At 50.2% G+C, this 24,837-nt stretch carries 26 protein-coding genes and 1 tRNA gene; 17 read left to right on the forward strand and 10 right to left on the reverse strand.

Translation table 11 applies throughout. From position 1 onward, the window contains the following. Positions 1-17 precede the first annotated feature (17 nt). Positions 18-347 (reverse strand): hypothetical protein, encoded by a 330-nt coding sequence (locus VCU37_RS06225; RefSeq protein ID WP_336249770.1) that lies wholly within the window; start codon positions 345-347, stop codon positions 18-20. A 68-nt stretch (positions 348-415) separates the two neighbouring features. On the opposite strand from VCU37_RS06225, the gene VCU37_RS06230 reads away from it, so the two are divergent. The 6 genes from VCU37_RS06230 to VCU37_RS06255 all read left to right on the forward strand — a co-directional run bounded on the left by VCU37_RS06230 (position 416) and on the right by VCU37_RS06255 (position 5,934). Beyond that, a complete protein-coding gene (locus VCU37_RS06230) occupies positions 416-1,039 on the forward strand; it encodes a thymidine kinase (protein ID WP_336249771.1) in 624 nt (207 codons plus the stop codon). Positions 1,040-1,100: 61 nt separating this feature from the next. Continuing rightward, positions 1,101-2,147: a beta-ketoacyl-ACP synthase III gene (locus VCU37_RS06235; RefSeq protein ID WP_336249772.1), complete on the forward strand. Its 1,047-nt coding sequence runs from the start codon at positions 1,101-1,103 to the stop codon at positions 2,145-2,147. A gap of 25 nt (positions 2,148-2,172) precedes the next feature. Next, positions 2,173-2,409: an acyl carrier protein gene (locus VCU37_RS06240; RefSeq protein ID WP_336249773.1), complete on the forward strand. Its 237-nt coding sequence runs from the start codon at positions 2,173-2,175 to the stop codon at positions 2,407-2,409. Positions 2,410-2,411: 2 nt separating this feature from the next. Next, positions 2,412-3,626, forward strand: coding sequence for a beta-ketoacyl-[acyl-carrier-protein] synthase family protein (locus VCU37_RS06245; RefSeq protein ID WP_336249774.1), 1,215 nt, complete (start codon positions 2,412-2,414; stop codon positions 3,624-3,626). A gap of 38 nt (positions 3,627-3,664) precedes the next feature. Beyond that, positions 3,665-4,438: an enoyl-ACP reductase FabI gene (fabI, locus tag VCU37_RS06250; RefSeq protein WP_336250064.1), complete on the forward strand. Its 774-nt coding sequence runs from the start codon at positions 3,665-3,667 to the stop codon at positions 4,436-4,438. 614 nt (positions 4,439-5,052) lie between these two features. Beyond that, entirely contained in the window at positions 5,053-5,934 is an 882-nt protein-coding gene (locus VCU37_RS06255) for a CPBP family intramembrane glutamic endopeptidase (RefSeq protein WP_336249775.1), read from the forward strand. Between the two features lie 82 nt (positions 5,935-6,016). On the opposite strand, the gene VCU37_RS06260 is transcribed toward VCU37_RS06255, so the two are convergent. Beyond that, positions 6,017-7,414, reverse strand: coding sequence for a flotillin family protein (locus VCU37_RS06260; protein WP_336249776.1), 1,398 nt, complete (start codon positions 7,412-7,414; stop codon positions 6,017-6,019). A 123-nt stretch (positions 7,415-7,537) separates the two neighbouring features. Here VCU37_RS06260 and VCU37_RS06265 point away from each other — a divergent pair, with 123 nt between their 5' ends. Next, the gene (locus VCU37_RS06265; protein ID WP_336249777.1) at positions 7,538-8,233 is read left to right on the forward strand and encodes a YczE/YyaS/YitT family protein; all 696 of its coding nucleotides are present in this window, start codon (positions 7,538-7,540) and stop codon (positions 8,231-8,233) included. Between the two features lie 10 nt (positions 8,234-8,243). On the opposite strand, the gene VCU37_RS06270 is transcribed toward VCU37_RS06265, so the two are convergent. From VCU37_RS06270 to VCU37_RS06280, 3 genes are read right to left on the reverse strand one after another with little or no spacing between them, the layout of a single operon-like run. Then, complete coding sequence (locus VCU37_RS06270) at positions 8,244-9,038, reverse strand: ABC transporter permease (protein WP_336249778.1); 795 nt, start codon at positions 9,036-9,038, stop codon at positions 8,244-8,246. Further along, positions 9,013-10,089, reverse strand: coding sequence for an ABC transporter substrate-binding protein (locus tag VCU37_RS06275; protein ID WP_336249779.1), 1,077 nt, complete (start codon positions 10,087-10,089; stop codon positions 9,013-9,015). The genes VCU37_RS06270 and VCU37_RS06275 overlap by 26 nt, the downstream gene beginning before the upstream one ends. Before the next feature lie 10 nt (positions 10,090-10,099). Then, positions 10,100-10,825, reverse strand: a complete 726-nt coding sequence (locus VCU37_RS06280; protein ID WP_336249780.1) for an ABC transporter ATP-binding protein — start codon at positions 10,823-10,825, stop codon at positions 10,100-10,102. A gap of 134 nt (positions 10,826-10,959) precedes the next feature. Between VCU37_RS06280 and VCU37_RS06285 the strand changes: the two genes are divergently transcribed. Genes VCU37_RS06285 through VCU37_RS06300 form a run of 4 tightly spaced genes read left to right on the forward strand, consistent with a single transcriptional unit; the run spans position 10,960 to position 13,784 of the window. After that, complete coding sequence (locus VCU37_RS06285) at positions 10,960-11,556, forward strand: TetR/AcrR family transcriptional regulator (protein WP_336249781.1); 597 nt, start codon at positions 10,960-10,962, stop codon at positions 11,554-11,556. Next, complete coding sequence (locus VCU37_RS06290) at positions 11,549-12,397, forward strand: ABC transporter ATP-binding protein (RefSeq protein ID WP_336249782.1); 849 nt, start codon at positions 11,549-11,551, stop codon at positions 12,395-12,397. Before VCU37_RS06285 ends, VCU37_RS06290 begins: the two co-directional genes overlap by 8 nt. After that, the gene (locus VCU37_RS06295) at positions 12,394-13,074 is read left to right on the forward strand and encodes a hypothetical protein (RefSeq protein ID WP_336249783.1); all 681 of its coding nucleotides are present in this window, start codon (positions 12,394-12,396) and stop codon (positions 13,072-13,074) included. The genes VCU37_RS06290 and VCU37_RS06295 overlap by 4 nt, the downstream gene beginning before the upstream one ends. Further along, positions 13,071-13,784: an ABC transporter permease gene (locus VCU37_RS06300; protein ID WP_336249784.1), complete on the forward strand. Its 714-nt coding sequence runs from the start codon at positions 13,071-13,073 to the stop codon at positions 13,782-13,784. Before VCU37_RS06295 ends, VCU37_RS06300 begins: the two co-directional genes overlap by 4 nt. A 115-nt stretch (positions 13,785-13,899) precedes the next feature. Here the strand turns inward: VCU37_RS06300 and VCU37_RS06305 are convergent, their stop codons facing one another. Then, positions 13,900-16,737, reverse strand: coding sequence for an FAD-binding and (Fe-S)-binding domain-containing protein (locus VCU37_RS06305; protein WP_336249785.1), 2,838 nt, complete (start codon positions 16,735-16,737; stop codon positions 13,900-13,902). 205 nt (positions 16,738-16,942) lie between these two features. Then, a tRNA-Glu gene (locus tag VCU37_RS06310) sits at positions 16,943-17,015 on the reverse strand. A 230-nt stretch (positions 17,016-17,245) separates the two neighbouring features. On the opposite strand from VCU37_RS06310, the gene rpmB reads away from it, so the two are divergent. Genes rpmB through VCU37_RS06325 form a run of 3 tightly spaced genes read left to right on the forward strand, consistent with a single transcriptional unit; the run spans position 17,246 to position 17,889 of the window. Continuing rightward, positions 17,246-17,482, forward strand: coding sequence for a 50S ribosomal protein L28 (gene rpmB, locus VCU37_RS06315; RefSeq protein WP_336249786.1), 237 nt, complete (start codon positions 17,246-17,248; stop codon positions 17,480-17,482). Further along, positions 17,482-17,646, forward strand: a complete 165-nt coding sequence (rpmG, locus tag VCU37_RS06320; protein ID WP_336249787.1) for a 50S ribosomal protein L33 — start codon at positions 17,482-17,484, stop codon at positions 17,644-17,646. Before rpmB ends, rpmG begins: the two co-directional genes overlap by 1 nt. Beyond that, positions 17,647-17,889 carry a type B 50S ribosomal protein L31 gene (locus tag VCU37_RS06325; RefSeq protein WP_336249788.1) on the forward strand — a complete coding sequence of 81 codons (243 nt, stop codon included), beginning with the start codon at positions 17,647-17,649 and terminating at the stop codon, positions 17,887-17,889. A gap of 130 nt (positions 17,890-18,019) precedes the next feature. On the opposite strand, the gene VCU37_RS06330 is transcribed toward VCU37_RS06325, so the two are convergent. Genes VCU37_RS06330 through VCU37_RS06340 form a run of 3 tightly spaced genes read right to left on the reverse strand, consistent with a single transcriptional unit; the run spans position 18,020 to position 22,312 of the window. After that, positions 18,020-19,447: an LCP family protein gene (locus VCU37_RS06330; protein WP_336249789.1), complete on the reverse strand. Its 1,428-nt coding sequence runs from the start codon at positions 19,445-19,447 to the stop codon at positions 18,020-18,022. Between the two features lie 34 nt (positions 19,448-19,481). After that, on the reverse strand, positions 19,482-20,531 hold the full coding sequence (locus tag VCU37_RS06335) for a hypothetical protein (protein ID WP_336249790.1): 1,050 nt from the start codon (positions 20,529-20,531) through the stop codon (positions 19,482-19,484). Further along, positions 20,531-22,312, reverse strand: a complete 1,782-nt coding sequence (locus VCU37_RS06340; RefSeq protein ID WP_336249791.1) for a hypothetical protein — start codon at positions 22,310-22,312, stop codon at positions 20,531-20,533. Before VCU37_RS06340 ends, VCU37_RS06335 begins: the two co-directional genes overlap by 1 nt. A 208-nt stretch (positions 22,313-22,520) precedes the next feature. Here VCU37_RS06340 and VCU37_RS06345 point away from each other — a divergent pair, with 208 nt between their 5' ends. The 3 genes from VCU37_RS06345 to recO all read left to right on the forward strand — a co-directional run bounded on the left by VCU37_RS06345 (position 22,521) and on the right by recO (position 24,830). Continuing rightward, a complete protein-coding gene (locus VCU37_RS06345) occupies positions 22,521-23,090 on the forward strand; it encodes a hypothetical protein (RefSeq protein WP_336249792.1) in 570 nt (189 codons plus the stop codon). A gap of 91 nt (positions 23,091-23,181) precedes the next feature. After that, complete coding sequence (era, locus tag VCU37_RS06350; protein WP_336249793.1) at positions 23,182-24,090, forward strand: GTPase Era; 909 nt, start codon at positions 23,182-23,184, stop codon at positions 24,088-24,090. Positions 24,091-24,095: 5 nt separating this feature from the next. Continuing rightward, positions 24,096-24,830 (forward strand): DNA repair protein RecO, encoded by a 735-nt coding sequence (recO, locus tag VCU37_RS06355; protein ID WP_336249794.1) that lies wholly within the window; start codon positions 24,096-24,098, stop codon positions 24,828-24,830. Positions 24,831-24,837: the final 7 nt, after the last annotated feature.

Here is a 24,837-nt window from a genome sequence, read left to right on the forward strand (position 1 = left end):
CCTCGAATCGAGTCAGCCTAGGGTTTCAGTGCATTAACCTCTATTTCGCACTCATGCACAAACACACGCTGTGCTTCTACCCGTTTTGGTAAGGATTTTAGTTCAGATTGCACGAGGAGTATGCGTTGTTGTATTGCCTCAATCGTAGGTTTGACCGAATCATCCAATCGTCGTCGAATGACTGGTGGTACCTCGCTCCCTGACTGATCACGTAACATAGCAATCCATTGCGTAAGCCGGGTCTGTTCCTCTTCCAGAATGGATTCATAGCGGTGTAAGTGGTCCAGATCTTCCCTTGCTCGTAACAAAGTGAAGTAGGCGGCCTCGTATTCTGCTTGTGTACTCATTATCCCTCCAACCCAAACAGCGTTGACTCAACCCTAAGCCGATTGTCAAGTTGAATGAGGAGCCTGTCATGTCCAAACTCACATTTAGTCATGCCCCAATGGGCGGGGGCAAGAGTTTGTCTACGCTCGTTCGCCACCGCCATGCGACAACGCACGATCTCAACTCCATCTTGCTGGTTTGTAACCCAAGGGTTGAAGGCGTGGTTAGTAGCCGGGTTGGTATGGAGGCACCCGCAATCGAGATTACGGCTGATACAAACCTGTTTGATCTCTTAGCCAAACTCCATGCACAGAACCCCATCTATCACGTCATTGCTGATGAGGCGCACTTTTACACCGCGAAGCAAATCGAAGAACTTGCCCAGGTTGTTGATGTGTTAGATGTGGATGTCGAGGCCTATGGCTTGTTATCTGATTATCGAACCCGACTCTTTGAAGCGTCGGCCCGACTCGTTGAGCTTGCAGATGAAATCATTACCCTGCCGACGCGCCCGCTCTGTGCCTGCGGACGAACGGCGACGTTGAATGCCCGTCTTGTTGATGGCCAGATGGTTACTGACGGTGAACAAATCCTTGTAGGAGACATCAAAGGCAACAAGATTCGTTATGAAGCAGTGTGTCGTCGCTGCCATATCCAAACAAAACCTAAAGTTCAGGCCTCGCTTTTTACCGAATCATTAGAAAACAACTAAAAATTGACACGATTGTCAAAAATGTGTTGCTAAGGCCTGCTCGGTCAATAGGGTTGTGGCCGTGAATGCTGTTGCTGTGCTGTCTGGTCTAGGGAAAGCGGTCCCTGACCGTATCGTTACCAATGACGATCTCGCCGCGGTTATGGATACCAATGACGAGTGGATCCGGACTCGAACCGGAATCCGTGAGCGCCGCTGGGCACAGCCAGGCCAAAGTAGCGACGATCTTGGTGAAACCGCTGCCCGCATGGCCCTTACACACTTCGCGGGATCTGTTTCGGCAGGTATCGATCGTATTGATACCGTCATCAAGGCCACCTTTACCCCACCATCACGATGCGTCACGGGAGCCGCAACCATTGCATCAAAGCTGGGCATTCGCACCCCGTTCGCCTTTGACATTCAGGCGGCTTGTTCTGGTTTTGTTTATGGATCAGCCATAGCCCAAGGGTTAATTGCAGCCGGTATCGCCAAGAATGTCTTAGTAATCGGTGCTGAAGTGACGAGTACGAGCATTGCCCCCGATGATCGAGGAACAGCCATCTTGTTCGGTGATGGTGCCGGCGCGGCTATCTACACTCCAGGAGAGGTTGACGAACCAGGCGCGCTCGGTCCATTTGATTTACATACCGATGGAACTGCGAGCGATATTTTGGATTGGCGAGGTTCGGATCAGATGATGAACCCGGCCTGGCACTTCAATGAACAGGTGAATATCGATCACCATTGGTTTTTACAGATGAATGGTACTCAGGTCTATAAGCGAGCAGTACCGGCCATGGCCACGAGCACCCAAGCTGCGCTTGACATGCGCGGCTGGTCCATCGATCAGCTTGATCATCTAATTGGCCACCAGGCTAACCAACGTATTCTTCATGCGGTCGCCCAACGGCTACACCTGGATCCAGCTAAGGCCTTTACAAATTTGCAGGCGTATGGAAATACATCTGCGGCATCTATTCCTTTAGCCTTGACGGAGGCGAGTGAACAAGGTGTGCTCAAGGCAGGCGACACCGTTGCCTTAACCGCATTCGGCGCAGGTCTGACCTGGGGCTCGACAACACTTATCTGGCCGGACCTCCCTCCAATTCCCGACATATTTTCATAACGACAACCCAAGAAAAGGAAGAACAATGAGTGCAAATGTCGAACAAGTGATTAACAACCTCCTTGTCGAAAAATTCGAGATTCCAGCCGAAAACATCACAAACGATGCGACGTTTGAAAGTTTGGACCTTGATAGCTTGGACATCGTCGAGCTGTCAATGAATATCGAAGATGAATTGGAGGTACACATTACCGAAGAAGAGGCCGCGAAACTGAGCACGGTCGGCGATGTAATCGAACTCCTGAACAGCAAGGTTAACTAATTATGATGGCCGCTCACGTCACTGGGATGGGGCTGGTTTGTCCAGCCGGTATTGATGTGGCCTCCTCTTGGGACGCCATGCTCGCTGGCGTGGGCAAAGCGTCGCGTGATCCCAACCTTGAGGGCATCCGTGTTGATTTTTCAGCACGAGTACCTGAGGCCTTTGATGCCGCGGCATTACTTGGACGTCAAGCCCGTAAGTTGGAACGGTTTGTCATTTTGGCTCTTGCCTCACTGAAAGAAGCCGTGGCATCAAGCGAACTTGATACCTCTACCTGGGATCCCACGCGTGTTGGTGTCGTGATGGGCTGTGGTATCGGAGGCGCACCTATCTGGGATGAGCAACACGAAGTCATGCGCGAACGTGGTTCTGACCGTGTGACACCACACCTCATCCCTCGCTTGATTTCCAATATGGTCAGCGGCCATATCTCGATGGAACTTGGTTCCACCGGCCCCAACATGGTGACCGCAACCGCATGTGCTTCAGCAACAACCGCGATTGGGACTGCACTGGATTTACTCCGGTCCGGTCGTTGTGATGTGGTATTTGCTGGTGGTGCTGAAGCGGCGATCACGCCGCTCAGTGTGGCTGGCTTTGACAATATGACAGCACTGAGTCGAAATGGTGCTGATCCTTCAAAAGCCAGTCGTCCATTTGACAAAGATCGTGACGGATTCGTTATCGCAGAAGCTGCTGGCATTTTGGTGCTTGAAACGCCAGAACATGCGAAGGCACGTGGTGCTACACCACTGGCAAAGATTGCCGGGTACGGCGCGAGTGCTGATGCTTTTCACACCACAGCACCACACCCCGAAGGCGTGGGTGCAGCCCAGGCAGTTAAGGCAGCATTGGCTGACGCGGGACTCACTCCAGAAGACATCCAGCATGTCAATGCACATGGCACTTCAACGCCGCTCAATGATAAGGCGGAGAGTTTGATGATTGCTCAGACCCTTGGCGACCATGTTGCGGTCACATCTTCTAAAGGGGTGACCGGTCATAGTCTTGGTGCGGCTGGAGCGGTTGAGGCCATTTTGACGGTAAAGGCAATTACCGAAGGGGTTGTACCCCATACGGCCAACTGTGAACAGCTTGACCCGGAAGTTGCGTGTGATGTGGTGACTGGCGCTCCTCGCGAGGTAGAGATTCGCGCAGCTTTGTCCAATAGTTTTGGATTTGGTGGGCAAAACGCGGTACTGGCAATCACACAATAACAACAGGATTTGACAGAAGGTTAGGTGCCATGGGCACAATTCCACAATTACTTGCGGGCCGCCGTGTGCTGGTAACCGGGGTGCTCAATGAAGATTCCATCGCATTTGCGGTCGCAAAGAACGCACAGTTGATGGGCGCTGATGTCATCCTCACGGGTGCTGGACGGGCCAAGCGATTAACTGAGTTGACCGCCAAACGATTGCCTGAACAAGCGCCGGTCCTTGAGATGGATGTGACTAATGATGAGCAAATCGAGGCCACAGTCGCCGACGTCGATGCGCGTTGGGGCCGACTTGACGGGTTAGTCCACGCCATTGCCTTTGGGCCATCAACGACTATCGGTGGTGAATTTGTCGGCGTCCCGTTTGAAGACGTCTCAAAGGCTATTCACATCTCCACCTGGTCCTTTGCGCGACTCGGGGAGGCGTTTAGGGACTTGTTGCGTGCCTCAGATGCAGCTTCCTATGTTGGCCTTACCTTTGACGCCTCTATCGCCTGGCCTGGCTACAACTGGATGGGGGTGTGTAAGGCCGGTCTAGAAAGCGCAAATCGGTATGTGGCTCGTGACTTCGGACCAGACGGTATTCGTGTCAATCTGGTTTCTGCGGGGCCCTTACGCACGGTTGCCGCGAAAAGCGTAGGTGGATTTGATGCCCTGCAACAGCATTTCGTGGCACGAGCACCGATGCACTGGGACTTAAAGGATCCGGATCCAACCGGTAAAGTCGTTTGTTCATTATTGTCACCTATGATGCCTTGTGTGACGGGTGAAATTGTTCACTGTGACAGTGGGTTCCATGCTGTTGCCTAGGGCGTATCTATCTAGGGCGTATCTATAGAGAAAAGGGCCGATGGCCCTTTTTTATGCTCCCGATACCAGGGCTACTCAATCTGAGTTGTACTTGGCAATGCCAAGATGAAACCTCTGTCAAACATCACTGGAGTAGTGCAGTGTAATGATCTCATGTTCTCGAGCGTATAAGGCATAGGGTCAAGGACCGATCCAACCCGACGAGATGACGGAGCTTAATCAGGTGTCTCAATGGGCACTGCAATACCTTAACGCCCACTGGTGTCTTCTGTGATCTGAGATGCTGGTAGAGATGGATGGATAATTGTGAAAACATTCAACATCCTAAAAATCCACAGGTAGTTATTTCTTACTCACACACCGTTAAACCACGTCAACTAAGGGTTTTTCCGCTGTCTCAACGGCAATATTGAGTAGAGTTGGGACCATAGCGCGCATTGCTTTTGTCCTAAGTGCGTGACTCGGCCTGTTTCCGGTATGCCCGTTTATGCCTAGTGACGATCTTCTTCGGTTTTTATCAATGTGATTCCGTCTTCGCATGTATAGGCCATGTTGATGGTTATTTGCTTATACCAACGCCTATGTCGCCAAGGAATAATGAATGAAAGGTACGAATGTTCGAAGCTAGAAAATTGGCAGTGAAAGCAGACTCAACATGGGGATTAATAGGTATTCCTCTGCTGGTGCTTATATTTAGTACGGTTGTGTTACAAGCCGTGTTAGCTCCAGCTATTCAATTGGTACTTCCTATTTCTGAGTCTGATCCCGTAACATCGGGCTCTACGGTAATGATGATATTGAGTGTACTCATCTCATTTGTCGTCATGATGAAGGTAGGCAAGTTATCACGTGAAGATCTGGGATTAACATCTTCAGGCGTGTTTGGAGCCATCGCGAGAGGTCTTATTGGTGGCTTTATCGCGATTACGTTGACTACGTTGGCCATCAAATTACTGGGTGGCGTTACCATTGAGTATGTATTCAAACCTGAGTACCTATCTACCTTACTTTTGGGTGTTGTATTTTTTGCGTTTCAAGGCACCTATGAGGAGTTAATTTATCGGTCTTATCTGATGCCGCATCTATCAAAAAAATTGGGTGATATAGGCGGTATCCTTCTCTCAAGTGTGTTATTTGTCCTGCTTCATGCCATGAATCCAGGTATAACCGTGGTACCTGTCATCAATCTCTTTTTAGCAAGTATCGTTTTCTCATTGATTTATTACCTAACAGGTAATCTGTGGCTTGTCGGCGTTGCTCATGGTATTTGGAATTATGCGCAAGGATTCTTCTATGGTTCACTCGTGTCGGGGAATGCCTTGAGTGAGACTGTATTCAAATCACTTCCGGTTGAAGGAAAGGATTTAATTTCTGGTGGCTCGTTCGGATTCGAAGGTGGGATCATTACCTCGCTACTTGGGCTTATTGTGATAGGGCTGACGTTTGCTGCCATCAAAAAGCAACGCAATAAGGCACAACCACTTGTAGCTGCGTAACCATTCTTATATCTGAAAGTATTTAAGGTGTTGGTCCAGAAGCAAACATATCCTTCTGAGCCAACACCTTATGTTTTAATGGCTAATGCTCACTATGCAGTTCATTGCCAAGGCTCTCGCCTATAGCCGAACCATGAACTTTACCTTGGATAATGCTGCCGAGATCGACACCAGTTGCGGCCTTTACTGTTGCAAAGCTGGATGCAAGGGCTGTCGCCCGCTCGGTATTCATATGATCAGCCAGCGCATCGTTAGTTCCGCCGATCAAGGTCACATTGCCAACCTTTGCGTAGCCATCTGCAAAGGTCATCATCAACTCAGGTAGGGCTTCAAGAGCCCTAATTGCCAATAGTGCTTCTTGGTTTTCAGCTAAGGCTTCCGCTTCCTTTCGTAATGCTTCAGCACGGGCAATGCCTTCGGCTTCAATCGCATCAGCATTTGCACGAGCCCGAACACGAATCGCTTCGGCATCCTTCTCAGCTTCAATCCGGCGGGCTTCTGCCTGGCGTTCAATAACCGCGGCTTCAGCTTCAGCGGCTTTGATCTGTTCAAAGGCCTGTGCTTGGGCATCTTGTTCACGACGGTACCGGTCTGCTTCGGCAGTACGTCGAACCTCAGCATCGAGTTGGGCTTGCCGGTTGGTGGCTTCTTGCTCTAAGACCTTTTGTTGGGCTTGGGTGCGAGCCAAGGCTTCAGCTTGTTCAGCTTCGGCTTGGGCCTTTCCGACCTCTGCTTCAGCATTTGCCCGATTTTGATCGAGCTGGGTTTGTTCAATCAGATTCTCTTCTGCTGTTGCAATCTGTCGCTGTGTAATGGCACGTTCAGCATTCGTTTGGGCAATCTCAGCTTCACGACGTTTAGCTTCAATCTGAGGAACTCCGAGACTGGAGATATACCCCACCTCGTCGGTAATACCTTTGATTTGGAAGGAATCAAGAATCAATCCTTGTTCTTCCAACTCGGCGGCAACATCCGTCGCGATTTGATCGGCGAACTTCTTGCGATCTCGCATGAGGACTTCAACGCTCAGTGTTGCCACCACACCGCGTAACGCACCTTCAAGCTGTTCAGTAGTGAAATGCTCGATCGCTTTATCTTGACTCGCAAAGCGTTCAGCTGCTCGCCGGACCAGAGTGGGGGAGGAGCCAATTTTCACGATGGCAACTCCTTCCACCTGCAAGGTCACATTATCTTCTGACTGAGCCTCAGCCTGCAGACTGACCTGACGGGAACGTAGGGAGATCGTTTCGGCACGCTGGGTGATTGGGTTAACTAGGGCTCGCCCATTCACAATCACCGTTACCGATGACTGCGTATCCCCGTCCATTTGTTTGCGGCCGCTGATGACTAACGCCTCATCGGCTCTGGCCACACGAATCCATCGACGAATCATGACGAGTACGATGATGCCAACCACCAATATGAGCAAGATCGCAACCGCAATAATGAGGATAGTCGTACCAGCTACAAATGTGCCCATGATGGCTCCTTGATCTCGGTATCTACGTTACGGGATATATCCACAGAAGAACTCTAGCGAGATTCAACTCCTCTATTGGTACCGGGTAGCTATCTGTCTGGCGAGTGAGACTGGACAGGTAGGATGGCACGCTTGAAACACAAGGTTGGTAGTGCATTTATGAGTCAGTTTGTCTTGCGTATCGGTAAGTTAGTTATCGGTTTATTCATTGCGGCAATCGGCATCATATTGACTATACGGGCCGAGGTCGGCTATTCACCTTGGGATGTCTTGCACGTTGGCCTTGCAAATACTGTCGGGCTATCCCTTGGCACCGTTGCTGTAGTAGTGGGGGCATGTGTAGTGCTCCTTGCAACAATGCTTGGTGAAACCCTAGGTATTGGCACGCTATTAAATATGCTCCTTATTGGAGTGTTTATGGATGTGATTATCTGGTCTGGATTCATCCCTCAGGCATCTTCAGGCATCATGAGTGCCGGCATGCTAGCCATTGGTATGGTCATCTTGGCGATTGGAATGTACTTCTATATTTCATCAGGGTTCGGGGCCGGCCCAAGAGACAGTTTGATGGTGGCGGTACACCGAAAAACCAATCTGCCTATTGGGATATGTCGCGGAGGGATTGAATTGGTTGCCACGATCATCGGGTACGGTCTTGGCGGGCTCGTAGGGATTGGCACAATCATTACCGCTGTACTCATAGGACCAATCGTTCAAGTAGTCTTTAGATTGGTGCATTTTGACCCTCGCGCAATTGTGCATGAACGCCTATCTGAGACGATTAAGCGGGTTAAACATCCTCGTCCTGTGAATACGTAAGATCTTGAAGTTAGGGGGTCGTGGCTTCTCCTTGCCTGGGCTGCACCGTGGTGCGTGACTGTAAAGGGCCGGTGATGAGCTTTTCAAGCATCAATGCCACTGAAGTCAAGATGAGCGCATAGGCAAATACCTTTGGGGTTTCTAAGTTTATTTGGGCAAGTCGTATGGCCCCACCTAACCCCGATGCCGTCGTTAGGAGTTCAGCCATCACTGCTACGCGCAGTGATTGGCCCATAGCTACTGTGGCCGATGCAATAAACGGCGGTAATACCAAGGGGATCAGAATTGTCCGTACTCGGTCAAACCAACTGAGGCCAAATACTTGCCCCATTTCATTCAACGTGGGGTCAATATTGCGCACCGCACCTGCTGTTGTTTTCACCATTAATGGGGTGGCCACTAACGTAACCACCATGATCACTGCTTGACTTGTTGATCCAAACCAGACAAGTGCAAGTACCACAAATACAACAGCTGGGGTTGCCAACAGTATTTGGATGGCTGGTTGACAAAATGCTTCCACACTTGGCCAACGTCCGATGGCGGTTCCCCAACAGGCACCAAGCACTAAGGCGATACAAAGCCCCATACCAGCGCGCAACGTTGTATCACCGAGTGCCAACCAAAAGTCTGGCTTAGTAAGTACGGTTAAGGCTGCCGTCGCGGCCGATAGGGGTGAGGGCAGGATGTACTCGTGCTGTCCAGCTGCAACCCCAGTCCATGCTAGGACCAAAGCGATGATCCCGGCAAGGGTAATGATGCTACGCCGGACTCGAGAATTATTTGCCAGCGTAGAACGCATCATCGGGGAGTTTGCCGCCATAAATATCGGGGCTGACTTCACCAAGTCGCATCAGGAAGTCTTCGTATTCAGCACGTGCTTCACTGGCGGGCACCATTTCAAGCTGTAGTCGTGGAATGACTGATGTAACGACGGGTTCGGGGAGATCGTAATGTTGTGCAATGGCCTTGATGGCTTCGGGGTCACCAACATTCGCTTTTTCCACACCGGCCTTCACTTCATCAATCACTGCTTGTACGGCTTCAGGATGTTCATCAACGATCTTGCCTGGCATGACCAGCCCAGCCATAGGGAACCGAGATGTCTTCCCCGTAACCTTGGCCCATTCATCTTGGAGGTCAAATACCCGTTTGGTATTGATGCCTTGTTCTTTTGCCTTGGATTCGGTAATGGTTACTGCATGCTCAGGCATCAAAACCCATTCCACTTCACCACTCAAAAAAAGTTGCATGGCTTGTTGCCCATCTTCTGTATTTACGGGGATGATGTCATCCTTAGATAACCCGTTCTGTTGGAGAAGGTAGGTGAATACAAGGTCTGGCATGTTATTTGGCGAGGTTATCGCTACTTTCTTACCTTTTAACGCATTCCAGTCGCCTGGTGTAGCATCCGCTGGCCCCAGTACATAGAGCATTCCCCATACCACTGGGCCGACCAAACGAATATCAACCCCTTTGTTGTATAGATTTGCCGCGACATAGGCCGGTGTTGCCGCGAGCTCTGCTTCACCATTGATGAGTGCCCCTTTGAGTTGCTCGACACTATCCCAGTTCGAAACGGTGTGTTTCTTGGTGATCTTGTCAACGAAGCCATTGTCCCCGTACGTTGCCATTGGAGCTCCAAAGGCCATCGTCTGGGGGACGATGGCATTCAGCTGTTGCACCGTCGATGCACTATTGTCCTCCGACGAGGCATCTTCGGATTGTGCAGTGGATGCCTCGGCTGTAGTCGTTGCGTTGGCATTCGACTCGGTTGCTGGGGTGGATGGTGTGGCACAACCCCCCAACCCAATGATCATGATGGCAGAAAGTGCCGCAATTAGCGTGCGTATCATAGCTTTCCTTTCAGTTAGGTTGTGAGTTACTCTTCGCTTGAGCGGGAGATAGCGACCAAGTGCCCGGTGGGCCATGAAGTGCAAGCCGATGTGTGGCGATATGTTCGAGTTCATCAGTGTCGTGGGACACCCAAATGGTGGTGAGTTGTCGAGATTGAATAAGGGCATAGAGCCGATCGCGTAACTGGAGTGCCAGGGGCCGATCAAGGGCTGAAAAGGGCTCATCAACAAAGAGAACATCGGGCTCTGCAGCAAGGGCGCGAGCAATAGCAACACGTTGACACATCCCACCGGATAGCTGTGCCGGATACATGTCCATCACATCATCAAGTTGCACACGTTCAAGCCATTCCTCTGCTCTGAACAACGCATCAGGTTGTTTAAGCGGCAACATGACATTGGCTCGAACCGTGCGCCAGGGGAGAAGGCGCGGCTCTTGAAATACCATGCCAAGCCGGTGAGATGGCAGCCGAATCATTCCGGCGTAGTCAGTTGTCAAGCCGGTGAGACATCGAAGTAGCGTCGTTTTGCCAGACCCTGAAGGCCCACTCACGCCTAGAACTTGTCCAGGTTTAAGCACAAATGAAAGATGATCGACAAGTCTTAGCCCACGGCGGTCAATTGATAGCCCATTGACGTCCAGAACATGATGATGAGTGTTCTGTTTAAGTTGTGAGCGAACTCGGGTTGCCACCTGCTCAACTCGCGGGCTGCTTTGTGCATGCTTGTCGATCATCCGATACTAATAATACAGAAATAAGGTTAGGTATGCCTAAGTTGATAAGCCCTTTTTATCACCATCATTCTGGGGGGTGGTGTTCCTGAATGATTCAGTTTGACTAAATGCATAGATATGGTCATACTGAATATATGCCAAGAGCTTTTTCTGAACATGAACGCAGCATGATAATGACTGCCCTTCGTGAAGCCGCCTTAGCCTCACTGCTAACCAAAGGTGTCCGTAAGACCACCATTGACGACCTTGTCCGCCAAGTGAATATCCCGAAAGGGACGTTCTACTTGTTCTATCCCAACAAAGAATACTTGCTGTTTGAAGCTCTGACTGATTACGGCATGCGTGTTCAAACCGAGTTGATGGATGAACTCCGGCTTGCTCACGAGCACCTGACACCGCAGTCACTGACTGACATCTTGCATCGCTTCTATCTCCGGGAATTGGGAACCGGACTTATTGCCCTGCTCACTGGTGGTGAGCTTGATGTCCTTATTCGTAAATTACCTGATGATCTGGTGGCAAGAGAAGTAACGCAAGATGAGCAAATGTTCGGCTTATGGCGCGAGGTATTTCCGTCAATAGCCCTTCCTCAAGTTCAAATCTTTTCGGCGGCCTTTCGCGCCATCTTCTTTGTGGGGGGGTACAAGCGTGAAATTGGGCCACACGCGGATGACGCATTACGAGCCTTAATCTATGGCCTTGTTCTTCAACTGTGGAGTGAAGATGATTAAAATTAACCAATTGACATTTAGTTATACGAATGATCCTTTTATTAATGATCTTAATCTGAATATCAAGCCAGGTGAGTGCTTTGGCTTCTTGGGGCCATCAGGTGCAGGAAAAAGCACGATTCAACATATCTTGATTGGATTACTTACCAACTATCAAGGATCAGTAGAAGTTGATAATACTGAAATACGGACGCGTAAAAACACATTCTATGAACGTATTGGGGTGATGTTTGAATACCCAACGTTATACAATAAATACAGTGCACGACACAACCTTGAGTTCTTTGGATCACTATACAACGGTCGAACCCGAGATATTGATACACTCCTCGATCGAGTCGGTCTTCTTAGCCATGCTGATAAGAAGGTGGGTGCATTTTCCAAGGGTATGCGTACGCGCCTTTGCTTTGTAAAAGCGATTATGCATAACCCGGTAGTCCTTTTTCTCGATGAACCAACAAGTGGCCTTGACCCGACCAATTCAAGCTTGTTGAAGTCCATGATCAAAGAAGAACAAGCGCTGGGTACAACGATTGTTATGACTACCCACAATATGGCTGATGCGACAGATCTCTGTGATCGAGTAGCGTTCATCGTTGATGGGGCCATTGCAGCTACCGATACTCCCACACAGTTCATGCGAGCTACTTACCCGCAAGAAGTCACTTATACAGCTATTGAAGAGGGTGTAGAAGTTTCACACACGATAGCACTCAGCACTCTGAGCAAGGATCCTATTTTCCTTGAACATATTCACCAGAACACCATTACAAGTATCCACTCATCAGAAATAACCCTCGGAGACGTCTTTATTCGTGTGACTGGAAAGCGTCTATCATGAGTATCCTTCGTCTTACTAGAGAGGCTCTCTCATTTCTTTATGCCTATGGAATCGTGGCTATATATATTGTTATTACAGGCTTCTACGTTGTGATATTACTTCTTCTCGATGAGGGAATACGCGCCCCAATTGCAACATTCATCATCTTTTCTGATCCAGCGGCCATGGGTATGGCATTTATGGGCGCAGTCATGCTTTTAGAAAAGAACCAACGCGTGAGTCTTACCCTAGTCACATCACCGCTTCCACTTTGGAAATACATCGTGGCTCAGGTGCTCACTTTTCTATTGATGGGTTCGGGTGTGGCTTTGGTTTTACTACTTGTGACCCATGATCGTTCGGTAGTAATCACCATCTTTGGTGTTGCAATTACTTCTATTGGGTTTTCATTACTTGGCATGCTTATTGGTGCCTCAGCGACAACATTGAATGGGTATATTGTCCAAACAATAATCCCCGTATTAATACTTTCCATCCCAGCATTCCTCTATCTTTCAGGGCTAATCACACATCCGTGGTGGCTGCTCCATCCGGGGGTTTCAGCCATAGCACTTATCAGTGGCCGAATGGACTGGGTCACACTCGTTGTTGTAATTGGCTGGACGATTCCACTACTACATATCACCCATACTGCTGTTCGTCGTTCATTTACTCAATTAAATGAGGTTAAAGTATGAACCGCTATCACTATGTACTTAAAATCTATCTCTTAGAACAAATAGATAATGTTATGTTCTGGGTTTGTATTATTGGTCCAATCTTTTTCGCATTATTAGAAGTATATGCGCTTCCTCATGCGATAAGAAGTTTGAATGAAATATTTTCTTACCATATTGATGTATTTCATTATGCAGGTGCATTTGATAGTTTCATCGCTATCTTCACTGCGATGAATGTCGGGTATGCCGGTGTCCTTGTCATGCTTGATGAACGAGATACGGGTATCGCCCCGTACCTCTGCATCACACCATTAGGGATTCGTGGATATATTATCACGAGAATTGGAATCCCTGTCTTGTGTTCAATAGTATTTATTTTTATATTAATTGGATTATTCAATCTTTCAAATCCAGAACTTTTATCACTAGTTGTATATGCCCTCTGTGCTGGAGCATTTGGGATGAACGCAGCTTTGATTGTGTTTACATTTGCTAAGAACAGGATTGAAGGTATTGCCATGACTAAAATTGTAAATATCTTTATATTCGCCCTTCCAGCAGGTGTACTTCTTTCAGGCTATGTGTCATTGCCATTCCTATGGATCCCTACCTTCTGGATTGGACGCTATGCGATGTCACTCCAACTGAGTGATGCCGCCATGTCGCTTCTATGCTCCTGTCTTTGGACAATGGTGTTATCAAGACGGCTGCATACATTCAATTCATAACGGTGAATGATCTGGTATCAGCTTCAAATATTTTAGGATTTGCTGAATTATGTGTAACGGCCTGCCCAGCAAGGGCAGGCCGTCTGACAGAGGTAGATGCCAGATTTGAGATAGATCACAGATTTGCAAGCACGGCAGCCAATGCCTCTAAAACATGGCGCCAAGACTTGCCGGAACGTTCAGTTAGGCCCATTTCACATGTACGATTAGATGATAGGTACCAGTCAATTGGGCCGAGGGATTCAAGTTCTGCCAATTCTTCACTGGTGGCACCCTCACTTAACTCTGGGTGCAACATAAAACGGTCGCCGGCCGATCCGCAGCAACCCGCATGCACTGGCACAATCACATCTCGCGCAGCTGCCCGTGCAATGGCAAGAACATCGTCACCAATTCCCATATGGATACTTGCACATGTTGGATGGACAACAACGCGCGCAATCTTTTTTTCCATTGGAATAGTGACTCGTGGTAGGACCTCACGTGCAACGAAAGTGGTTGCATCCTCTACGTGTATCGCCTCATTTTGACTGAAAATATCTTCAATGCCATGTGAACAACTTGACGCTTCACAGATTACGGGAAGCCGACCATCATCGGTCAACGGTTCAATGACGGTGGCCACGATGTCTCGCATTTGGTCCGCACCAGCGGTGAGGCCTTTAGAAGCCCACAGGGTCGAACAACACAGTTTGTCAACCTGTGGCGGGATAATCATGGAGATACCGGCATGTTTGCAGATCGACAATAACGCATCGGTTGCGCCACCCTTCTGGTCAGGTGCACCAAAGATTGCCGACACGCACGAAGGCACCCAAACTGCACTTGCGTGCATGATCTGGTGAGTAATGGCGGGATGTAACGTCAAGTCTGTGCGTGCTCGCCCTGGTCCTGGCATCGAATGAGGTACTTCGGGTATCCAATCGCGACCCCGTTCTCCGATGATTGAGCGCATCCCTTTTGTTCCTGCATGTATCAGGGTGTTCGGGATGATGTTTGCCACTTTCATACCATCGCGGAGTCGTGCTTGTGCGAGTCCCCATTGATCGGCCAGACCCTTACCGAGATCTTGTGTTCGGCCCGCACGACGGGCAGTTCGATACCCCTTCATGACCTTGCCTGTGTCAATATTCATTGGGCAACTGAGTGTGCATAAACTGTCTGCGGCGCATGTGTCAATTGCCATATATTCAAAATCAGCGGCAATAGCATCGGCTAATGCATGATCACCAGCTTGTCTTGCTAGATACATTTCACGGATTAATGCAATACGTTGGCGAGGGGTTGTCGTGGTGTGTCGGCTAGGGCAAATGGGTTCACAATAGCCACATTCAACGCATCGGTCGATGGCAGGATCAATCTGAGGGTACGTCTTGAGATCTTTAATATGTGCTTTCGGATCATCTGAAATGATTACCCCAGGATTCAAAATATGAGAAGGGTCACACAGATGCTTAATCTCTTTCATGACCTGGTACAGCGCTGAACCAAATTGACGCTCTACATAGGGCGCCATAATACGCCCCGTTCCATGTTCAGCTTTTAGAGAACCGTTATATCCAATAATCAGTTCTACTAAATCCTCAGTGAATGCTTCATACGTATCCAACTCACGTTTATCGTCCAATCGTGGATTAATTTGAAAGTGCAAGTTGGCATCTTTTGCGTGGCCAAAAATAACAGGGTCAATGTATCCGTGTTTATCTAAAATTGTCTGGAGCTCAAGAACCGTTTTAGTAAGTGCAGGACCTGGTACCACGATGTCTTCAAGTAGCGGGGTAGTACCTAATTGGCGGTTACCGGCTACTGCAGAATAAAGCACTTTCCGGGTTTTCCACATCATTGCACGTGTTGAGGCGTCGGTTGTTAACGGCGTTGGCAGCCAGGCAGGGAGGCCACCAAGTACACGAGTCATCTGATCCACATAATTATCGAGTTGATCAGATGTTTCGGCCTGTACCTCAACTAACAATCCGCAGTGGGTATCAACGTGCATACCTTGCAGAAAATCATCTACTGCCTTGTCACGAAGGGATACCCGTAAACTCACCGCATCAAGTAGCTCAAGAGCAACCGCTCCTGCTTCATCAAGAGCGGCAAGGGCATCCGTTGCCTGATCAATACGATCAAATATGCATAATGCAGAAGCCGCATACGGAAGGTCTGGAACCGTGTCAAAAACAACGTTCACGATATACGCTAACGTTCCTTCGGACCCAACGAGTAGCTTCGCAAGAATATCTACGGGTCGATCAGCATCTAAAAAGGAATTTAGTCCATATCCCATCGTGTTTTTCATGTTGTATTGCTGTTTAATCGTTTCAACATGATGAGGGTTAGACCGAATTGTGTCTCGCAATCGAGTCAAACCTGCATGTAGCTCAGGTTCTTTGATACGAAGTCGATCATCGGCATCAATAGCTGCAGAGTCGATGCGCGTGCCGCTTGGCAATATGAACTCCACACTCCGAACGGTGTAATAGGCGGTGCGTAAATGGCCACTTGTCATGCCCGATGAGTTGTTAGCTACGACGCCCCCTATGGTGCAAGCGATTTCACTCGCAGGATCGGGACCCAGGCGCCGACCGTAGGGGGCCAACAGGGCGTTTACGATGCGCAACAATGCGCCTGGTTGGCAGCGCACCTGTGCACCGTTATTGAGGATTTCAATACCGGTTTGTGTTTCTCGAATATCGACCAGCCACCCTGCACCACTTGCTTGACCGCTTAATGATGTGGCACCGGCCCGAAATGTAACTGGTATATGGTGTTCTGTCGCGCTTGTCAGGATGTTGGCAATGTGATCCAAGTCGTTGGCGCGAATAAGTGCTTGAGGGTGAATCAAGTAGTGGCTTGCATCGTGGGCGTAGGCCGCACAATCTACTGCCCGATTACTTGAATACAGCGGAAGGATACGTTCGCCCGATTTAATTGGTTGCTCGGTAATAGACATAACACCTACTCCTTATTGCCTATTCACAAATGAAGTATAAAAATGCATCTTTGAGCAATCGAACTTCTTCTATGTCCAATTTGTATAAAGAAAAGACATTAGAAAGCGTAGATTTTCATTAGTAAAGAAAACCCTGTTCAGCACAATATAAAGTTAGGCAAACTAAAAACGCTGGTGGATCACCACCAGCGCTTTACTCGTATCGTAGTCCCGACGGGATTTGAACCCGCGCCGCCGGCTTGAAAGGCCGGTATCCTAGGCCGCTAGATGACGGGACCGTTTAACGGGTTGATACCGTACCTGGACTTGAGGCTCATTGCCACTATTCATTCAAATTATTTTTACATTGCTTGGAATATGGCACACCATGGCGAAACAGCTATAATTGCGCGTCCGCGTCGCGCGTCCGGTGGGGTTTTCGGTTGAGAATCACTGGCGGTGCCGCCCGGCGTCCGAACCCATGAATCGTCCAACCGTCGGGTTAAATCCGACCTGATAGGAGAGTCCTATGGCTAAGGTCTGCCAAGTGACGGGTAAGAAGCCTGTCAGCGGCAATAACGTGTCTTTCTCTCACAAGAAGACCAAGCGTCGCTTTGAACCTAACCTTCAGAACAAGCGCTACTGGGTACCGTCTGAACAGCGCTACGTTTCCTTACGCCTGTCCACTAAGGGCATGCGCATCATCGACAAGCGCGGCATCGAAAGTGTGCTTGCTGAAATGCGTAAACGCGGGGAGAAGATCTAATGGCACGCAGTGAATCACGAATCAAAGTCAAGTTGCGGTCTACCGCAGGAACTGGTTACACCTACATGACCACCAAGAACAAGGCGAACCAGCGCGAACGGCTTGTCATGCGCAAGTATGACCCTGTCATTCGTAAGCACGTGGAGTTCAAGGAGGAAAAGTAGATGAGGGCCGACATTCACCCCGAATACCGAGAAGTTGTATTCCAGGACACCGCCGCAGGTTGGTCTTTCATTACGCGTTCCACCATTGAAACGAAGGAAACAACCACCATTGATGGTGTGGAATACCCGTTAAAGCGTATTGAAATTAGTGCAGCGAGTCACCCGTACTACACGGGTCAGATGAAGATTGTCGATACCGCCGGTCGCGTGGATCGCTACAAGCGTCGCTACGGCGCCAAATAACGCAAACGGACCTAGACGGTCACGGTTGAGCAATGAACGTGCTGCCAATGGCAGCACGTTCATGTATGTGCGCAACGTCTTGTTCGGTGATTCCTCCGCACCGGCACCTGCATGGTGCCAGTACGCGTGGTTACCTGACCTTACAATCAGCAGGAACGGGGCCAGCTCCCAAGGGATAGTTCCCACCTGGCTGGGGTGGTGTAGCTGGATTGGTAGGTGGAGGTGATTGGTCGGTGGTGACCATAGGAGCATCATCTGTAGCATTCGCGTCATTTGCTTCGCCAGGCAATGTACCTGAACCGCCGAGAATAAGCGTGATTTCTTTGATATCGGCATTCGTTTCAATACTGATACCAAGCGTATCCGCGACTTTTTGGGCGCCATCGGCCTTACCTGGTGGAAACTGCACAACACTTGTTTGGCGAGGATTGGCATTGCCAATACCAATGACATTAAACCCAAGGTCTGTGTAGGTCTGCTTGGCTTGATTTGCAAGTCCATCACGCCCAGTTCCATTTAGGATCCGCAGATTGACATCCTGTGCACGTACCTTATTGGGATCGCCTACCTCTTGGGGGGTAAGGACAGAGCCACTGGCGAATCCGGCATAGAGTGTTCCGGCTTCTGCCGTTGGTACTAGCACATCGTTACCTTCAATCCGTTGTCCAGTTGTCGGTACGGTATAGGTGGCAATTCCCCCTCCGGCAAGGCCTCGTGCGGCTCGTCCCAGTCGTAAGAGTTGAAATGGTCCAAAGCCTTCATCAGCCGTAACGGATGAGCCTCCTGCCTGAGCGACTTGGAAGAGCCGGGGAATATTGACAAGTGAGTGCGGGCTGATGATCTGGCTAACCATCGTTTTAATAACCCGCTGTTGACGAGCGATACGCCCTAAATCTGAATCAATATGACGGGCACGCACAAATCCGATGGCCTGATGTCCATCTAAGATATTGCAACCGGCGGGAAGGTCGACATTGGCCCAACGATCTTGCATCGGGGCATCAAGCCAAACCGGAACACCCCCCAAGGCATCAACCACATTTACGAAACCAGCCAAATTAACTTCTGCATAGTGGTTAATGGGAACACCAGTAAGGGTAGAAACCGTTTCAACGAGACAACTTGGACCACCTGTTGCATAGGCGGCATTAATGCGGCCCTTATTTCCTTGGCAGTCAGTGACATAGAGATCACGAGGAAAACTCAACATTGCGGCACTTCCACCGCTCACACTCAATAGGAAAATGGTGTCTGTACGCCGTCCAGAAACGGATTCGGTGCCGAGTCTCTGCAAATCCTCTTGACTCAGACCATCTCGGCTATCAGACCCCACAATCAAGATGTTCAATGGACCTGGAGCTGAGGTGAGGCCTTGGACTGGTTCTCGATTAATGCTTGCAGAGGCACTTAATCCAAGGCCGACTGAGAGAAGGATGATGAGCAACGCTGCAATTACAACAATCTGTAATAGCCGGATAGTGATCTGTTTAACGGAACGCTGTTGCAAGATTGCATTGCGCCCTCGCATTACCGGCCCATATCCATTTGGAGTACTCATAGGAACAAGCCTAGAACGCGCCGGCGCCTTAGCCTTAGTCAATTGCTGCAACTTCTACCGAATCAATACGTCCGTTTGGAGTCATCATCAGACAATAGACCTGGTTTGTGAGCAATCCCCCAGGTTGTTGCCATCGGACACGAACATATTGGCGAGCGTTTGCCGTATCTACTGCAATACCCTCAATGTGATCAAGTTCGACCAGTCCACCCAATCCAGGAAGCGGCTGTGAGACGAGCGAGGTATCAGTAACCATAGTCTGTTTTCCATATGCGGTAAAAAACGTAGTGACATGATGTCCTTGACCAGACTGCTGGCCATCTTCCCAATTAAGGGCCGGTAATGGACGGTGTGCACGCTGGTCAGGAAGACTCACCGGCACCCAGACTGGGTCGCTAAGTACGACCCACTGCTGACGGGTATCCCTACCAATCGGTAATTGAAGAGCAGCCCAGGTTGGCGCTTGGGTACCGGCAAGGAGTACAGAAACGGTCACGAGTTCAATGTCATCGCGGCGAATGATCTTAGCAATATGCGCATCAACCAGAACCTGCATCCCGGCTGTCGGTGTTGCCGAGGGTTCCAGATTGGTATCGCCCCGCATTGTGGCTAGCTGCGCGGAGCGGATGGCGGGATCGATGCCGCCACCTTGATTTGCCCAGATAGAGGTGTACCGCAAGGCGAGGTCCTCAAGTTGCTCACGTTCTTCCATCGACAGGGAACGTGTTGGCTCGGCAATACTTGAGGTATCGCTTGACCGGCCAGACGGACCACTTTCCACAGTCTGTTCACTACCAGGCACGCCATCACGACCGGGGGTTGAATGGTTGGCTTGGTCAACGACTGCCGCCTCTGGTGTAGCGCGCTGTTCAAGGTTCGTTGGGGTCATATTGGCGGCGTGTTGCTTGGCCTGAAGCGCAATGCCACCGATAAGTCCAACAATAATGAGCGCGACGAGACTAAGGCCGACTGGGGGTAGGACTCGGCGAAAAAGGCGTTCCCGATGTCGGCGTGGTTCATCAGCTTGTTCGGCCAGTGCGGCGTAAGCCTCAGCGAGGTCGTCATCAAATGGATTGGTATCCATTAGGCTGGAACAGAAGTAGGAATATCAGCAGGAATAATGATCGTTAGCCCTTCGGGTAAATGATGTGGTAGGGCATCCTGTAGACCAGGGTTCCAGGCCACCAACGTGATCCAAGTTGATTCCATCACTGCCCACGAAACATTCTCTCCCCATAGGGCACGTGCGATTGTCCAGGCCGTATCACCAGGTTGGATTGTCCACGCTGAGCCAAGCTGAGGGACCGACTCCACCGTTGTGGCCCAGAGTGTGTGCACTTCTGGTTGACCCGATTGTTTCCGAGTGATGTCTTGTTGGACAGCATCGATCCACTTACTAATTCGTTCTGCGGTGACCGGTTGTGAACGGCTCTTGATAATATCTGTATGCGTACGATCTACCTGACCAGCGGAACGTGTCACATCAGATGGAGCATGCGACCATGGCAGGAGATTGCCAGGCAGGTGATGTGGTTGCACGGTTCCCGGGTGCATCACGGCCAAGGATAATAATGCTGGATGTCGCACTACCGTGGATAAGGGCGGTGCTGCGTCTTCGGCCGTGGGAGTGAGTGCCGTCGGCATAGGGTTCCCTGAACTTGATGAAGTCTGACTGGTCCCGTCTGATGGTACTGGCTGAGTTGGCGCAGTCGGGGGAGAGGAATAGATACCTGCAGAGGGTGTTACCGGTGCCGGCATCGTTGGTGGTTTAGGGCGAGGTGCGGCTATGACATGAATACGCTCACTCGTAGATGATGCCGGTGGACGGATAGGGGCAGAGGGTGCAATAGGTCTATCCTCCACTGGTTTTGACTGCACTGGTGGGGGAGTGTCTACCCGCACATCCTGCTCATCTTGGTGGGATGGAATAGACGGTGATTCTCCGACTGGTGGTTCAGGGCTATCTGCCGGTTGTTCGCTTTCGTTTCCTTGTTCTGGCTGTGCGGTCTCGGTCTCCAACGTTGATTCAGGTGCTGGTTGTGTCACGTTGGGTGTGCTGGGATTGGGCTTAGGCAACGGCGTGGGTAGTTCGCCCGGCTTACATTCACACTGGCGCTCACCCTCACCCTCTGGGTCATCCCCTTGCCCCGCTATTGCTCCAGGTAGATTTGGCCGTAAGGGTGTCTGGGTATCCTCTGGTTCTGATGATTCCTCAGTGTGTTCATCATCCGGATCTTCTGGTGGGGTATTGGGCTGATGAGGTGGCGGTTTTGGTTGTTCAAGATCGTGATCTGGGGATATATCCAAGCGCTGTTCATCATCGGGAGAGGGGACATCAATGGGAGTTGATGGCGTCTCGGACGGGGCTCCAGGGGATACCTGTGGTGGGGTCGATGATGCGGGGCTATCCAGTTGTGGTGATCGCGATTCATCTGGCGCAAATAGGTCAATCGTGGGTGGTGTGGGCCGACGGGGTGTTGGTGCCTGGGGGTTACCAGTTTGGGACGGTCGGTTGTCTGCCTCCGGTGGCGTCACCGAAGGTGCCGGTGGCGTGGCATTGGAATGCTGAGGTGCGCTGACTGGCGGTGGGGAATCTGGTTTTGGCCTCTGGGGAACCGGTTTGGATGTGATATTGGCACTAATTTTTGTTTGGTTGGTTGTCCGAGTCATTGGTGCGTCTGGTTTCGCAATACCTTGGGGTGAAGCCGTTGATTCACGGCGCGGTGCATCAGAAGTAGTCCCCGGTTCTGCGCCAATATCTCCATCATCAGCTAAGGCCGTTGTCGCAAAGAATGGGATAAGGCCCGTTGCCACGGCTGCGGCCATAACAGGAAGATGCCGGAATAGTGGGTTGGATTGCATCATGGCTCCTATCTCATGGGTGTAGTGATTGGGCCTAACTGTGAACGGTCTCAGTCAAAATATCCATATAAAGACTTAAAAAACATTGAAATACAGAATAATTACGTATGATACGGTGAAATTACAGCCATGGGAGTCAGGAGGGCATTACATCCAGTAGTGTTTTTCTGAATTCAGCTAAGGGCATTTATCTGGCAGCTACAACACGGTGATGTCTACTTCATGCCGTAGCCCATTTCGTTCTCCACGTATCGCGGGTAGCGTCATAGGCGTTCACCTGCCTCAACCCAGCGCCTCGACCTGGCTTCACGTCCGTTTCTTAGCCTCATTACTTGCGGCTGGTACGGCACAACGTGTTGGTGTGCTGTCTACACGCCCACAACCTGAATCCCACGGTCTTTTTCAGCCGCTAGAGGGTCTTCTCGCTGCTTGCTATAGCGCAGCAAGCCGGTTATTGGGTGTACCGCCTGCACGACGAGTTGTTGACCAACGCCCCGGAGTTGATTGGTTCGCACCCATGCGGTCTGATGTGTGTTCGCCTGCTGATATTGAACGGGTTATCGAAGAAGCAAAGATAGGACGTAGCATAGTGCTCCTCATTGATCCGGAACCGTCCTGTCAGGTGAATTTGAACCTCGTTATTGGTGAGCACATCACCCTCTGTGAATACAATCACGAGTTCCCTCTCCCAACTACGAGCGCAGGGTGGGCAGCCATGAGTAGGACGGTCGTGGATACGTTGATTGCGCTTCGTGTCATACCGATTGAGCCCAGCCGATAGATATACAAGCAACTTTGCCCTGAGGCGACCCTCTATGTGCCAATCGTTGGAGGTGGACCAAGGCGGTGTTGGAGACAGATACGCTAAAGGCATGGAGTTCACTGCTGTAGCCGAAGGTTTCCGTTCGGGGTTAGTTGCGATTGTTGGCCGTCCCAATGTGGGAAAGTCGACGTTATTGAATACCCTTGTTGGCGAAAAGGTTGCCATTACCACACCGATCGCACAAACAACACGACGTGTCATTCGTGGTATCGTCACCACACCATCTGCTCAGATTGTCTTTGTTGATACACCCGGCATTCATAAAGCAAAAAGCCTGCTTGGACGACGATTAAACGATGCTGCACAAGCCCAATCAGTTGGGGTTGACGTCCTGGTATTTGTTGTGGATGGCAACACTGGCATTGGGACGGGCGATGAATGGGTGGCGACCAATGTGGTAGCAAGCCATAAGGGGCCCAAAATTGCGGTCATCAATAAAACAGACAAGTTTTCAAAAGACGCGCAACTACCCAAAATTGCCCAAGTCAGTGAACTTGCATCCTTTGATGCGATTATTCCCATCAGTGCACGTCGAGGGAAGCAAGTCGATGATGTCCTTAAGGCAATTATCACGCATCTGCCTGAAGGACCGTTGCTGTATGACCCAGATGACTATACCGACCAGACCATTAATGAGCTGATTGGTGAGGTAATTCGAGAGAAGGCTATGCACGGTATGCGTGAAGAGGTTCCGCACTCAATAGCGGTTGAAGTCGAGGACATCCTGCCGGGTAATAAGCGCGATGTTCAGGTTGTTCATGCCACCATTCTCGTTGAACGAGATAGTCAGAAAGGCATCATCATTGGGAATCGTGGCGCCAACTTATCCAATATCGGACGTGCGGCCCGTCCAGAGATTGAGGACATTCTTGGGTCTCGGGTGTATCTCGATCTTCGTGTAAAACTCTTTGCACAGTGGCAGTCTGACCCTAAGAAGCTCGGACAATTGGGGTTATAACACGATTGGGCTCCCGTCATTTCGAAACCGAAGGCCTTGTCGTCCGCACCTACGACTTTGGTGAAACGGATCGTATTATCGTGCTCCTCACGCCCAATGATGGCATCATCAGATGCGTTGCTAAAGGTGTCCGTCGGCCAGGGAGCCGATTCGGGGGAGCGCTAGAACTACATGCGCTGGTACGCGTAGACCTTACGCAAGGAGCAAACCTTGCGTTCATTAATCAGACACTCCTTATTCGGCCCCATGTGCATATTGCTCGTGACTGGGTACGTGCGACTTGTGCCGCAACGATGGCGGAGGCGGTCGGGTTAGTTGGCCAGGAGGGACAACGTGATTTCCCCTTGTTTAAGGGGCATCTGGATGTGCTGGATCTTCTTGATCACGGTCCAACGTATCCAGTGAATATTGTTGATGCTGCCTTGTTACGCCTTTGTGCAAGTCAGGGTGTTGCACCTTCAATCAGTGAATGTGCTCAAGGTGATCAATTGCCAGTGGTGGGGTTTAGTGTGGCTCATGGGGGTGCTGTTTGTGCGCGGCACCTCCCAGGCGAATTTGCCCGATTGGAGCATGATGAACTTGCAACCTTACGGATTCTTGGAGCGGGTGATTGGGCAACGATTAGTGATACCTATTTGCCACCCAAACCGGGGCAGTTAATCTATCGCTGGACTACAGCTCATCTCCATATCACATTGAAATCGTGGTCAGTTATTCCTCGTGACCCCAATATGACCTAGGACGGGC

This window comes from Stomatohabitans albus (assembly GCF_036336025.1).
GTDB classification, from domain to species: domain Bacteria; phylum Actinomycetota; class Nitriliruptoria; order Euzebyales; family Euzebyaceae; genus Stomatohabitans; species Stomatohabitans albus.